This window comes from Candidatus Omnitrophota bacterium (assembly GCA_041653595.1).
Lineage (GTDB): Bacteria > Omnitrophota > Gorgyraeia > Pluralincolimonadales > Pluralincolimonadaceae > Pluralincolimonas.
On record JBAZFB010000003.1, the window covers coordinates 114,813 to 128,375 of the forward strand.

Annotated in this window: 14 protein-coding genes and 1 tRNA gene; all 15 read left to right on the forward strand. The window is 53.8% G+C overall.

Going from position 1 to position 13,563, the window contains the following annotated elements; translation table 11 throughout:
• The first annotated feature begins 5 nt into the window (after positions 1-5).
• Positions 6-863, forward strand: a complete 858-nt coding sequence (panB, locus tag WC317_02465) for a 3-methyl-2-oxobutanoate hydroxymethyltransferase (protein ID MFA5338996.1) — start codon at positions 6-8, stop codon at positions 861-863.
• Positions 864-894: 31 nt separating this feature from the next.
• The gene (locus WC317_02470; protein ID MFA5338997.1) at positions 895-1,704 is read left to right on the forward strand and encodes a sulfide/dihydroorotate dehydrogenase-like FAD/NAD-binding protein; all 810 of its coding nucleotides are present in this window, start codon (positions 895-897) and stop codon (positions 1,702-1,704) included.
• Positions 1,704-3,101, forward strand: a complete 1,398-nt coding sequence (gltA, locus tag WC317_02475; GenBank protein MFA5338998.1) for an NADPH-dependent glutamate synthase — start codon at positions 1,704-1,706, stop codon at positions 3,099-3,101. The genes WC317_02470 and gltA overlap by 1 nt, the downstream gene beginning before the upstream one ends.
• Positions 3,102-4,178, forward strand: a complete 1,077-nt coding sequence (locus WC317_02480; protein MFA5338999.1) for a hypothetical protein — start codon at positions 3,102-3,104, stop codon at positions 4,176-4,178. It abuts the gene before it with no gap.
• Positions 4,175-5,242, forward strand: a complete 1,068-nt coding sequence (mnmA, locus tag WC317_02485; protein MFA5339000.1) for a tRNA 2-thiouridine(34) synthase MnmA — start codon at positions 4,175-4,177, stop codon at positions 5,240-5,242. The genes WC317_02480 and mnmA overlap by 4 nt, the downstream gene beginning before the upstream one ends.
• Positions 5,230-6,030, forward strand: a complete 801-nt coding sequence (larE, locus tag WC317_02490) for an ATP-dependent sacrificial sulfur transferase LarE (protein MFA5339001.1) — start codon at positions 5,230-5,232, stop codon at positions 6,028-6,030. Before mnmA ends, larE begins: the two co-directional genes overlap by 13 nt.
• Positions 6,030-6,734 (forward strand): diphthine--ammonia ligase, encoded by a 705-nt coding sequence (locus tag WC317_02495; protein MFA5339002.1) that lies wholly within the window; start codon positions 6,030-6,032, stop codon positions 6,732-6,734. Before larE ends, WC317_02495 begins: the two co-directional genes overlap by 1 nt.
• A 40-nt stretch (positions 6,735-6,774) precedes the next feature.
• Positions 6,775-6,851: transfer RNA gene (locus tag WC317_02500), tRNA-Met, on the forward strand.
• Positions 6,852-6,954: 103 nt separating this feature from the next.
• Positions 6,955-7,554, forward strand: coding sequence for a hypothetical protein (locus tag WC317_02505; protein MFA5339003.1), 600 nt, complete (start codon positions 6,955-6,957; stop codon positions 7,552-7,554).
• Complete coding sequence (gene tilS / locus WC317_02510; GenBank protein MFA5339004.1) at positions 7,547-8,947, forward strand: tRNA lysidine(34) synthetase TilS; 1,401 nt, start codon at positions 7,547-7,549, stop codon at positions 8,945-8,947. The genes WC317_02505 and tilS overlap by 8 nt, the downstream gene beginning before the upstream one ends.
• A 60-nt stretch (positions 8,948-9,007) precedes the next feature.
• On the forward strand, positions 9,008-10,840 hold the full coding sequence (gene ftsH / locus WC317_02515) for an ATP-dependent zinc metalloprotease FtsH (GenBank protein ID MFA5339005.1): 1,833 nt from the start codon (positions 9,008-9,010) through the stop codon (positions 10,838-10,840).
• Between the two features lies 1 nt (position 10,841).
• Positions 10,842-12,059, forward strand: a complete 1,218-nt coding sequence (gene folP, locus WC317_02520; GenBank protein MFA5339006.1) for a dihydropteroate synthase — start codon at positions 10,842-10,844, stop codon at positions 12,057-12,059.
• A complete protein-coding gene (gene cdaA, locus WC317_02525) occupies positions 12,052-12,897 on the forward strand; it encodes a diadenylate cyclase CdaA (protein ID MFA5339007.1) in 846 nt (281 codons plus the stop codon). Before folP ends, cdaA begins: the two co-directional genes overlap by 8 nt.
• Positions 12,894-13,055 (forward strand): hypothetical protein, encoded by a 162-nt coding sequence (locus WC317_02530; GenBank protein MFA5339008.1) that lies wholly within the window; start codon positions 12,894-12,896, stop codon positions 13,053-13,055. Before cdaA ends, WC317_02530 begins: the two co-directional genes overlap by 4 nt.
• Positions 13,056-13,067: 12 nt before the next feature.
• The coding region (locus WC317_02535) for a pyridoxine 5'-phosphate synthase (protein ID MFA5339009.1) at positions 13,068-13,563 on the forward strand (496 nt) is incomplete at its 3' end.

Here is a 13,563-nt window from a genome sequence, read left to right on the forward strand (position 1 = left end):
CGGCAATGGAGCGGAAGAAGATAACTATCCCGGATATCCAGAAGAAGAAACAGGAAGGCAGGAAGATAACGCTCCTTACCGCCTACGATTACCCGTCGGGGCGGCTAATCGATGAAGCGGGCGTTGATATCATACTTATAGGCGATTCGCTGGCGATGACCGTGCTGGGGTATGAGTCGACCGTCCCCATAACTATGGATGAGATGATCCATCACGCCAAAGCCGTAAAACGCGGCGCCAAATACGGGCTTATGATAGGCGACATGCCTTTTATGACATATAACATAGGCGAGAAAGAGACCATAAGAAATGCAGGCAGGTTCATAAAAGAGGGCGGGTGCGGCGCTGTAAAGATCGAAGGCGGCACCGAGATGACAGGTGTCGTAAAAGCATTGGTAAAAGCGGGAATTCCGGTCCTGGGACACATAGGACTTACGCCTCAGACCGCTACGCAACTCGGCGGGTTCAAGGTACAGGGCAAGGATGCCGCGAGCGCGCAAAAGCTGCTCGATTCCGCGCTTTCACTGGAGAAAGCCGGCTGTTTCGCGATCATCCTCGAGTGCGTCCCGGATAAACTCGCGAAATTGATCACCGAAAAACTTGGGATCCCGACGATAGGGATAGGCGCCGGCGCGTATTGTGACGGCCAGGCGCTCGTCACGAACGATATGATAGGTTTATTCGACCGCTTTACGCCGAAGTTCGTGAAAAAATACGCCGACCTCTGGCCGTTACTGCTGAACGCGTTCAAGAGATACAAGGATGAAGTGGAAGGCGGCAAGTTCCCCAGCGAAGAGCACAGCTTTACGATGAACGAATCGGAACTGAAAAAGATAAAAACCAACAAGAGGAGAGGTAAATGAAAATAAGAGTCCCGACAACCGGAGTGATAGCATGCACAAGATAGTCGAGAAGAAACAACTGGCAGATACGATAACTTTATTGAAGGTCGAGGCGCCGATGGTCGTGCGCGAAGCGAAGCCCGGGCAGTTCGTGATAGTCCGGCTCGATGAGTTCGGTGAGAGGATACCGCTTACGATATGCGACGCTGACAGGGCGCGCGGCGTCCTGACTCTCATAATACAACAGCTCGGCAGGTCGACAAAAGACCTCTGCGCGTTAAAAGCCGGGGACCAGATAAGGGACATACTCGGGCCGCTCGGCAACCCCACTGAGATAGAGAAATTCGGCACGGTCGTGATAATCGGCGGCGGCGTCGGCGCTGCGGAATTATATACCGCGGCAAAGGCCCTGAAAGAAAAAGGCAATAAGGTCATCACCATAATCGGCGCCCGCAACAAGAGCCTTATAATTCTCGAGGATGAATTCAAGCCGATCGCCGACGAGGTGCTTATCACCACAGACGACGGAAGCTACGGCATCAAGGGTTTCGTGACCGACGCCCTTAAAAAGGTCATCTCGGAACAGAAAGTCGACCGCATCATATGTTGCGGCCCGATACCGATGATGAAAGCGGTCACCACGACGGCGAAGCCGCATAATATCCCCGCGATAGTGAGCCTGAACGCGATACTTTTGGACGCGACAGGGATGTGCGGGAGCTGCCGCTGCACCATAGAGGGCAAGACGAAGTTCTCGTGCGTCGACGGGCCGGAATTCGATGGTTACAAAGTGGATTTTGACGAACTCATGGCGAGGAACAAGAGGTTCCTGGACGAAGAAAGGAGAGCGCTCGAGGTATAATGGCTACCAATAAGACACCCAGGCAAGAGATACCGGCCCGCAATCCGGAGGAGAGGAACAAGGATTTCAAGGAAGTATCATTGGGTTTCACCGAAGAGCAGGCGGTTCTCGAGGCGCAGCGCTGCATAGCGTGCAAGAAGAAGCCTTGCTGCAACGGATGCCCGGTCGAGATAGACATACCCGAATTCATAAAACTCGTCGCCAAGAAAGACTATAAAGGCGCCATACAAAAGATAAAAGAGAAGAATAATCTCCCGGCCATATGCGGCCGCGTCTGCCCGCAGGAGACGCAATGCGAATCGCTTTGCACCTTGGTGGCAAAAGGGCAGCCGGTGGCGGTCGGCGCTCTGGAGAGGTTCGTTGCCGACCGGGAAGCGGAGCACCCGGGATCGAAAGAACCGCCTGTCATAAAAGAGAAAAAGGATATCAAAGTCGCCGTGGTCGGCGCCGGGCCGGCCGGGTTGACAGCTGCCGCAGACCTCGCCAGGTACGGTTATAAGGTAACGCTCTTCGAATCGTTGAGCGCGAGCGGCGGCGTCTTAAGATACGGCATTCCCGAGTTCAGGCTTCCCAAGGCGATCCTCGACCGCGAGACCGAATATATAAAGTCTCTCGGCGTGGAGATAAAATATAACATCCTTATAGGCAGGACATTCTCGATAGCCGACCTTTTCAAGGACGGATACAAGGCGATATTCCTCGGGACAGGCGCCGGGCTGCCGTATTTCCTGGGCATCCCTGGTGAGAACTTAAACGGCGTCTATTCCGCCAACGAGTTCCTGACGCGGGTCAACCTCATGCACGCGTATGAATTCCCGAAATATAAGACGCCGGTGAAGATCGGCGAACGTGTGGCTGTAGTCGGCGCGGGTAACACAGCCATGGACTGCGTGCGAGTGGCCAAGCGCCTGGGCGCCAAGGACGCGATGATCATCTACAGGAGGAGCGAGGCCGAGGCCCCGGCAAGGCGCGCGGAACTCGAGCACGCGAAAGAAGAACGTATAGAATTCCGGTTCCTTACGGCTCCTATCAAAATAGAGGGGAATGAAAAGGGCGAGGTAAAGAGCATGACCTGCCTGAAGATGGAGCTTGGCGAACCGGACGCGAGCGGCAGGAGGCGTCCGGTCCCGATAAAGGGTTCCGAATACGAGATGCCGGTCGATACAGTGATAATCGCGGTCGGGCAGGGGCCGAACCCCCTGATAGCGCATACGACAAAAGAGCTCGCGGTCGACGAAAAATCCGGCGAGCTTAAGATAGACGAAAACTGCATGACCTCGATAAAAGGCATATTCGCCGGCGGAGATATCACTACCGGGGAAGGCACGGTCATCGCTGCTATGGGCGCGGGCAAGAAAGCCGCCGCGGCGATAGACAAGTTCTTTAAGGAAAAATAGATGAAGAAGCCCCTCTTTTTAGCGCTCTTGCCGCTCGTCGCCCTTTGCGCCAGCGGTTGTTTCATAAATATGGCCGCTACGACGAAGATAAACGACGACGGTTCGGGTTTCCGCATAACCACCTATTCCGCTGACGGCGCGTCCGAGAAAGAGGAAGTGCTCAAGAATTATCTCCTGCCTCCGGGCGGCGAATGGAGGCTCAACCAGTATGTAAAAGATTCCCCGCCCCAGCATATCTACGAGGCAAAGCAGGTATTTATCGACCTCAACAAACTGGCGCCCGACTATTACAGGAAAGGCGCGAAGCCCGGAGATGTTTCGGCCAATAAATTCTCCCTCAAGATCAACAGGGGCATATTATTTACGACTTACGAATACGGGGAGACGTATAAGGACTGCACCGACAGCGCCAGGATCAGGAAATTATGCGATAGCTGGTATGAGCACTCCATAGAGACGGCCGCCACGGAAGTGGCGCGGGCTTTCCCGAAGGCGATAAAAAAGGAGAAAGCCAGGGAGCTGCTGGAAGCCGTATATCGCCCGTATTTTGATTATATGACCGCGGAATTTACCAGCGCCGGCCGGCAGGCGTTCGATGAGAAGAATGTGCAGTTCAAGGCGAAGATGGATGAGTTCGAGAAGAAATTCACCGCCGAGGGGTTCTCCGCGATCTTCGCCGGTTACATAATATCCGCGGATAAGGCGTCTGGCAAGGAAGCCATCTTGGAAAAATTGATGGCGGTGCACGCGAGCATAGACAAACAGCTTTCGGATTACGGGACCGCGATGAATGAGGCGAATTACGACGACGCTTTCGGTGTGTACGGCTGGCCGATATTCATGGGCTATTCGTTCGATATATCGGTCGTCATGCCCGGGCGTATGATCGAGGCCAATGCCGGTAAGATGACTTTGAATTCGGCGAAATGGGAATTCAAGAACGACGATTTTCTCCTCAAGGAATTTACCCTCCGGGCGAAGTCGCGTAAACTCAACCTGGCCGGCATCGGTATCATAGTAGCGATCCTGGCGGCGGCATTACTGGTAGCGTATAAGAGGGAACGGAAGAATAAGTGAAAAAAGCCGTTGTCGCTATGAGCGGCGGCGTCGATTCATCGGTCGCCGCTTTTTTATTGAAAAAAGAGGGTTACGAGGTCATCGGTATCACTATGCAGCTTTGGTCTAAGGACCTCTGCGGAAAGCACGGCGGGAAGAGCTGTTGCTCGCTAGAGGCGATAGAGGACGCCAGGAAGGTCGCCTCGCTCCTCGATATCCCGCATTACGTAATGAACCTCGAGAAGGATTTCAGCGATTTCGTCATTAAGTATTTCTGCTCCGAGTATGAGAAAGGGCGGACGCCTAATCCCTGCGTCGTCTGCAACAGCAGGATGAAGTTCGGAAAACTATTGGAGAGGGCGAAGGTCCTCGGCGCGGAACATGTCGCGACCGGCCATTACGCGAGGCTCGGCCGCGGCGAGAGCAACGGCCGGTATTACATAAACGAGGCCGCGGACAAGACTAAGGACCAGTCGTATTTTCTCTTCGATCTGTCCCAGGAGCAGCTTGAACATGCGCTCTTTCCGCTCGGCGGGTTATCGAAGAAAGAGGTCAGGGAGATTGCCAGGTCGAACGGCCTGAAGGTCCATGATAAGCCCGAGAGCCAGGATATCTGTTTTGTGATAAAAGGCGATTATCGCGATTTTATAAAGGACAAGATAAAGGGAGTGAAGCCCGGCAGGATAGTCGATACCGGAGGAAAGGTTTTGGGCGAGCATAAGGGCATTGCGTTCTATACGATAGGGCAAAGGGAAGGCCTGGGCGTCGCGGCCGGTAAGCCGGTATATGTCGTAAAGATCGACGCAGCAAAGAATGAGATCGTATTGGGCGACGCCGGAGAGGCGAAGGGCAGGGAATTGACGGCGAGCGCAATCTCATGGATGGCTGTAGAAGGGCTGGATTCCGGCATCCGCGCTGAGGCGAAGATAAGGTATAACCACCCTAAGGCTGCCTGCGAGGTCATACCGGTCTCCGGCAATAAAGTGAAAGCCGTATTCGATGAGCCGCAGTACGCGATAACCCCGGGCCAGGCATTCGTATTTTATGAAGGCGAAAAGATATTAGGCGGCGGATGGATAGATTAAAAAAGATCTTAATGAGGCTGGGCAAGGTGGTGATCGCTTTTTCCGGCGGGGTGGATTCGACGTTCCTGCTCAAAGTAGCTAAAGATACTCTAGGCAGAAATAACGTCCTAGCTATCACCGCGACATCCGAGACCTACCCGTCTTCGGAACTCAGGGATGCCAAGAGGCTCGCGAAAATAATAGGCGTCAGGCAGGTGGTGATCAGGACCGCTGAATTCGACGATCCCAAATTCAGGGATAATCCTCCGCAGAGATGTTATTACTGCAAAAAAGAGCTCTTCAAGGAGATCGGCAAGATCGCCCGGCGCGAAGGGTTCAGGCATATCGCCGACGCCTCCAATTATGACGACAGGAAAGATTTCAGGCCGGGCAGCCGCGCCGCGAAAGAGAGCGGCGTATCAAGCCCGTTAAAAGAGGCGCGCCTGACCAAGGACGCGATACGCAGGCTGTCAAAAAAGCTTGGGTTGCAGACCTGGAATAAGCCTTCTTATGCCTGCCTCGCGTCGCGCATACCTTATTACGATACGATAACCAGGCGGAAGCTGGAGATGATAGAAAAAGCAGAGGATATCTTGCGGAATAATTACAGTTTCAGTCAGGTGCGCGTCCGTTGCCATGGTGATATCGCGAGGATCGAAGTGGCTCCGCGCGAGATACGGAAGTTCTTCAAAGGGGAAGCGGCTTCCGGGGCGGCGAAGCGTCTTCAAAAACTGGGTTTTAAATATGTCACCGTGGACATATTGGGTTACCGGACGGGAAGCATGAACGAAACTTTAAGGAAACGCTGATGAAAGAGAAAGTGATCTTTTCCTGGAGCGGCGGCAAGGATAGCGCCCTTGCCCTTTACGAATTAAAAGAAAGCGGAAAATACGAGATTACGGCACTGCTTACGACCATCACGAAGGATTACGACAGGGTAAGCATGCACGGGGTAAGGACTGCGCTGCTGGAGGCGCAGGCGGTATCTCTCGGCATAAAACTTGAAAAGGCGTGGATGACAAAAGGCGCCGCTATCGAAGAGAACGAGTCGAAAATAGGCGAGATCATGCGAAGGTATTTTGCCGAGGGGGTGCTTTTGGCCGGCGCGGGAGATATCTGGCTGGAGGATGTGAAAAAATACAAAGATGACAATCTCGCGCGCATCGGAATGAAAGGCATCTATCCGCTATGGAAGCGCGACAGCGGCCAATTGGCCCGCAAGTTCATAGATTTGGGATTTAAGTCGGTCATCGTATGCGTCGATTCGACGCTGCTTGCCAAAGAGTTTATAGGAAGGGAGTTTGACGAGTCGTTCCTGGCCGACCTGCCTGCCGGCGTCGACCCGTGCGGAGAGAACGGCGAATTCCATTCGTTCGTATACGCGGGCCCGGTATTCCGCCATGAGATACCGTTTGTAAAAGGCGAGATCGTGCTCAGGGATAACCGCTATTATTTCTGCGACCTCTTGCCCGCGAATGCCGCCGTGGCGGCGCAGGAAACTGTTGATTTTTGACGTTTTTGTGATAACATAGGAAACCTAAACCAAAAAATTTGGCGGCGTAGCTCAGATGGTTAGAGCGAGCGGCTCATACCCGCTATGTCATCCGTTCGATCCGGATCGCCGCCACCATCCTATTTCGCGGAAAACAGAGGAAAAGGCATATGGATATGCCGCCATTCGAGAACAACCCGTTATAATTAAGGGTTGTTTCTTGTTATGAGGAGGGAAATCGATGAAAAAGCTGGTCGTGTTTGTTTTGGCGTTTTCTTTCTTAGGCGTCTTGGGCCATGCCCAGATATTGAAGCGTCCCGGCTCCGGCTCGGTCAAGACCGTCCAGAAGGTCGCGGTATATGATGAAGGGAAAGGTATTTTTATCCCTAGCGGATGGATGGGCGATGTGGGCGCGATAAAAGTCGAGCCCAAGTGCGCCGAAAAGCCGAAGAAGGGCAAATATTGCATGAAATGGACATATGATATTTCCAAGGACGCCAAGAACGGTTGGGCCGGCGTTTATTGGCAATATCCGGCGAACAATTGGGGTACCAAGAGCGGGCTCGATCTCACCGGCCACAAAAAACTTACTCTTTGGGCGAGGGGAGAAACGGGTAAAGAGGTCATAAATATAATAGCCGGAGGCATAAAAGGACAAGTTCCCGATTCGTTCATCAAAGAACTGAAAGGCACTAAACTCTCCTCTGAATGGAAGCAGTATACTATAGACCTTTCAGGCAGGGACCTTTCCAATGTCTCGGGGGGTTTTTGCTGGACGGCGGACAGCAAGCTAAATAAAGGGGCCGTAACTTTTTATTTTGACGATATACTCTATGAATGATCACATGCTCATCGATACGATAAAAAAGACAATTAAAAAGTACGGGTTGATAGAGAAGGGCGACAGGGTGATAGTCGCCGTCTCCGGTGGCCCGGACTCTACCGCGCTCCTGCTCGCGCTCAACGGTTTGAAACGCGAGTACGGCCTTAGGCTCCGCATAGCGCATCTCGACCACATGTTCCGCGCGGCCGGGGAGACGAAGAAGGACCGCGAATACGTATCGTCGCTTTCCAGGAGGCTTGGCATCCCCCTTATTTTTGAGCGGATCGATGTCCCCGCGTACGCCGAAGAGAGCGGGCTTTCGCTTGAGGAGGCGGCGCGCGAGAAGAGGTACGGATTTTTGCTCAAAGCCGCAAAGGACGCCGGCGCGAAAAAGATCGCTCTCGGCCATACCATGGACGACCAGGCCGAGACCGTCCTGATGAGGCTTATCCGCGGTTCCGGTTTGGGAGGCCTGCGCGGCATACCGCCGAAGCGGCCCCTCGACGGCGTATTAATAGTGCGGCCGCTTATAGAGGCCTGGAGAAAAGAGGTCGAGGAATATCTGAAGGGGAAGGGCGTAAAACCGCGCCTGGATGCCACTAATTTTATGCGTAAGTTCCTGCGGAACAGGATCAGGCATGAACTGATCGCCGTCCTCAAGAAATATAACCCGAACATCAAAGAGGTCCTTGCCAGGAGCGCGCAGAATTTCAGCTATGACTACGAGGCCCTTTCTGGCGCCGTAGACAAATCGTGCAAGGGATGCCTCAAGGCCAAGGGCGGTTCCGCGGCAGTGGACCTGCGGAGATTAAAAGGCAAACAAACAGGCATACGCCGCGGCATCCTGCGGAAGGCCATAGAGATATCAAAAGGGGACCTTCGCGGCATAGATTATTCCCATATCGAGGATATAGAGGACCTCATAAAAACGGGAAAAGGCGCTATGGATCTTCCCGGAAAGATGAGGGTCGTGAGGACAAAAGATGCCCTGATATTCGGCAAGACGGAAGCCGGGGCTGTTTTTCCCAAGGTGTTGAAACGGATATCCGTGCCCGGATCGACGTTTATCCCCGGGCTGAAATTGACCTTCGTTACGAAGTTCGCGGGGTCAAATGTGAAGCTGGGCGGATCGAAGTCCGCCGAATATGTCGATTTTGCGAAGATAAAAGGGCCCCTCTATGTAAGGACCTGGGAGAAGGGCGACAGGTTCAGGCCGCTCGGGATGGCGAAGGAGAAGAAATTGCAGGATTTCTTCATGGATTTGAAAGTCCCCCGCGGCAAAAGGGAGAGGGTGCCTTTGCTCGTCTCCGGCAGGGATATAATCTGGGTCTGCGGCATGCGGCTTTCCGACGCGGTGAAGATCGGTAACGTCACGGAACGCGTCCTCAAGATCTCATACAAGACAGCCTAATTCTCTTGCCTTTTACGGCGGCTTTCTGTTATAATCAAAACCTCTAAAGGAAGATCCCCGATGGCAAACGGAAATAAGAAGAAAAAAAAGAACAATCAAACCTTTTTTATAATACAACGGCTGGTTATGGCTTTGCTGTTCGTTGTGATTTTGATGTATGTCTTCCGCGAGCCGATGAACCTGCAGCAGCAGTCCGAGGAGATAAGCCTCTCCGACTTCACCAAATTACTCGTCGCCAAAAGAGTCGCGACCGCCGTAAAGAAAGACTATTCCATCACCGGGAAACTTGTCGGCGAAAAACCCTATAAAGTCTTCGTCCCGGATTTCTATCCCGAACTCAATACTCTCTTGACGCAGAATACCGATTTTAAGGTAAGCGTAAACAACGCGTTCTTGGCGAATTTCTTCTGGACCTTCGTGCCTGTCCTGCTGCTCATAGGGTTCTGGCTATACCTTTCCAGGAACGCTCAGGCGGCCGGCGGCAGGATATGGTCCTTTGGAAAGAGCCGCGCGCGCCAGTTCGCCGGCGGGGCGGTGAAGATCACGTTCCAGGATGTCGCGGGCGTAGATGAGGCGAAGGAAGAGCTCCAGGAGGTAATAGAATTTTTGAAGGACCCGCGCAAATTCACTCGCCTCGGCGGAAAGATACCGAAGGGCGTCTTGCTTATCGGCCCGCCGGGAACAGGGAAGACGCTCCTCGCCAAGGCGGTCGCAGGCGAGGCTGATGTCCCGTTCTTCTCCATAAGCGGATCGGATTTTGTCGAGATGTTCGTCGGAGTCGGCGCATCGAGGGTGCGCGACCTCTTTGAGGAGGCGAAACGCGCCGCGAAGTTAGGCGGCAAGGGCTGCATAATTTTCGTCGATGAGATCGACGCGGTCGGAAGACAGCGGTTCGCCGGCGTCGGCGGCGGCAACGACGAGCGCGAACAGACGCTGAACGCCCTTCTCGTCGAGATGGACGGTTTCGGCACCCAGGAAGGCGTCATAGTCATCGCCGCGACCAACAGGCCGGATGTCCTTGACAGCGCTCTCCTGCGTCCGGGTAGGTTCGACAGGGTAATTTACGTTACAGAGCCCGACATCATAGGAAGAGAGGCGATACTGAAAGTCCACGCGAAGAACGTGAAACTGGCGCCCGAAGTAGACCTGAAACTTGTGGCCCAGAGGACCGTCGGATTTTCAGGCGCAGACCTGGCCAATCTCGTAAATGAGGCGGCATTACTCGCTTCACGCAGGAATAAAGATGCCGTTACGATGGAGGAGTTGGGTGAATCGATAGAGAGGGTCATTGCCGGGCCGGCGAGAAAGAGCCGCGTAATGTCGGCGCACGAGAAGGAGATAACCGCCTACCACGAATCCGGGCATGCCCTGCTTTCGCTCTTGATCGCGAAGGCCGAGCCGCTGCATAAGGTAACCATACTTCCGAGGGGCATGGCAGGCGGGTATACGCTAACCGCCCCGACCGAAGACAGATATTATAAATCCAAGAATGAGCTCTTAGCCGAGATAACCGTGTCATTAGGCGGCCGCGCGTCCGAAGAAATTTTGTTCAACGATGTGACTACGGGCGCCAGAAGCGATATCAAAGTTGCGACCAAAATAGCGAGGCGCATGGTGACTGAATTCGGGATGAGCGACAAGCTTGGAAATCTTACTCTCGGGTATAGGCCGGACCAGATATTCCTGGGAAGGGACATCTATGAGGAAAAAAATTACAGCGACCAGACCGCATTGATCATAGACGAGGAAGTGAAGCGTATCGTTGATGAATGCTACATCCGCGCTAGACAGACGCTCATTGATAACAAGGACAAGTTGACCTCGCTGGCTATGAAGCTGTTGGATAAAGAGGTCCTCGACGTCAAGGAAGTAAAAGAACTCCTGGGGCTTTAATATGGACCTCCGCGTCATCGAGATAAAAGCCTTGGAGGAAGCGGCGGAGGAACTTGCCGCGCTCAATGTCCATAAGGGCGGCGTCGCGATAATGGCGCCCAAAGCGGTCACGAGGATAATAAAGATCGGCGGGATCGATTCCGTGGCGCTGAATATCCTCAAACAGGAGATGCTCTCGGCCGGAGGCGACTGCGCCGTCTCGTGGGACGCCTTCATAAGAAGGAACAAGGATTCCGAAGGTATACTGATCGGCACTATAGCGCAGATAAGCGAGGTCTGCGAGAAACTTGAAAAGCAGCCTTTCGGGCTTTCCGCGCTGGCGCAAAAGATACGGGCGCTTGAGGCGGGTTATTGCAGGAAAGATATTGTGCTGCGCGCCGGCAGATATAAGTTGAACCTGGGAAAGCGCGCGCATATAATGGGCGTATTGAATGTAACGCCCGATTCGTTCTCTGACGGCGGGATGTTTTTTGACAGGGAATACGCGGTCGGCCGCGGACTTAAGATGGAATCGGACGGCGCCGACATAATAGATATCGGAGGGGAATCGACGCGGCCCGGCGCCAAGCCGGTCCCGGCAAGGGAAGAATGCAGGCGGATCATCCCGGTGGTCAAGGCCCTGGTAAAGCGGCTTCGAACACCTGTTTCGGTCGATACCTCAAAATCTGAAGTCGCGGAAGCGGCGCTGGACGCCGGCGCGGCGATGATAAATGACGTCACCGGATTAAGAAGAGACCGGCGAATAGCAAAACTTGCCGGCAGGTATAAGGCCGCGTTAGTCCTGATGCACATGAAGGGCTCTCCGCGGACGATGCAGAAGGACCCGCGTTATAAAGACCTGATGTCGGAGATAGCGGACAGCCTGCGCAAAAGCGCCGCAGTAGCAGCGGAGGCGGGCGTATCAGGCGACAGGATCGTCGTCGACCCGGGCATAGGCTTCGGCAAGACGCTTGAGCATAACCTGAAAATATTGAATAAACTGGGCGAATTGAGGTCACTCGGTTACCCGGTCATGGTCGGGCCGTCGCGTAAGGCTTTCATCGGGAAGGTATCCGGCGCCGGGACAGGCGGCAAGGTCCCGCCGGAGCGGGGCAGGGCATTCGGTACCGCGGCGGCGGTGGCTTTGGCCATAAATGCCGGCGCGGATATCGTAAGGGTCCATGACGTGAAAGAGATGCGGCAGGTCGCGCAAATAACGGAAGCTATCTTAAATGTTTGAAGAAATTTTCGATCTATCGCAGGCGAAGACGCCCACCGAGCTCATCATAAAAGTCTGGAAACCGCTTATAGAGATCGGGACGATCTGGTATATGATCTATAAGCTGCTTGAATTCATAAAGGGCACGCGGGCCGTCCAGGTATTGCGCGGGATAATAGTAATAGCGGTCATATTCTTTCTTACCCAGCAGCTCCGTTTCGACGTCATAAACTGGATATTCACCAAACTCTTCGCGCTTTCGGTCATCGCCTTCCTGATCGTCTTCCAGCCTGAAATGAGGAGCGGCCTCGCCAGGATAGGCAGGGAGAAGGTATTCGGGAATATAATAACCGAAGAGAGGACCATAGAAGAGATCGCGAAATCGGTATCGATACTCGCCAGGAAAAAGATAGGCGCGATAATAGCGATACAGAGGGAGGTTAACCTCGAGCCGTATACGGAGAGCGGCGTCCAGTTGGACAGTACCATCACCAGCGAATTATTGAATACTATATTCATGCCCAATACGCCGCTCCATGACGGCGGGGTCATCGTCCACGGCGACAGGGTGGTCGCGGCCGGCTGCCTCTTCCCGCTGTCGCAGAACCCGGATATAAGCAAGCTGCTCGGCACAAGGCACAGGGCCGCAATAGGGTTGACCGAGGAGACGGATTCGGTATGCGTGCTCGTCTCCGAAGAGACAGGGATAATATCTATCGCGAACGCAGGAAAGCTCACGCGCGACCTGGACAGGGACCGTCTCATAAACCATCTGCGTTCCCTGCTCTACAGGCCAAAGAAAGAAAAGAAGTCGCACGTGAAATTGTCCATGGACCATTTTTTCAGGAAGAAGACATGAGCGATTGGTTCTCGAAAAATTTCTGGCTTAAGCTGGTCGCTTTTATTTTGGCGATCATAGTCTGGTCTTACGCCCGCCAGGAGTTGAAGAGCAACCCGGGCTATAAGGCCGAGAAGGCCCCGTATATCGAAGCCCCCGCAGTCGTCCCGCAAAAATAATAATCCAAAAATATGGCTAAATTAGGCGTCAACATAGACCACGTCGCTACTTTAAGGCAGGCAAGGGGAGGCATCGAGCCCGATCCTGTCCTGGCCGCCCGCGTATGCGAGGCCGCCGGTTGCGATTCCATCGTCGCGCATTTAAGGGAAGACAGGCGGCATATGCAGGACCGCGACCTTTATATATTGAGGAAGACGGTGAGGACACGGCTCAACATGGAGATGTCTATCGCGAGCGGGATCGTAAAAGCCGCGTTGGACCTGATGCCGGACCAGGCGACGCTCGTCCCTGAAAGGCGGCTGGAGGTCACCACCGAAGGCGGGCTCGATTGCATAAAATACGGAAAGCGCATCGCTTCGGCGGTCGATAAGCTCAGAGGCAGAGGGATAGCGGTGAGCCTGTTCATCGATCCCGCGCAGAAGCAGATAAAAGCGGCGCAGGCGACAGGCTGCGGATTTATCGAGCTCCATACCGGCGAATATTCTAACGCGAAAGATGAGCGCGAAA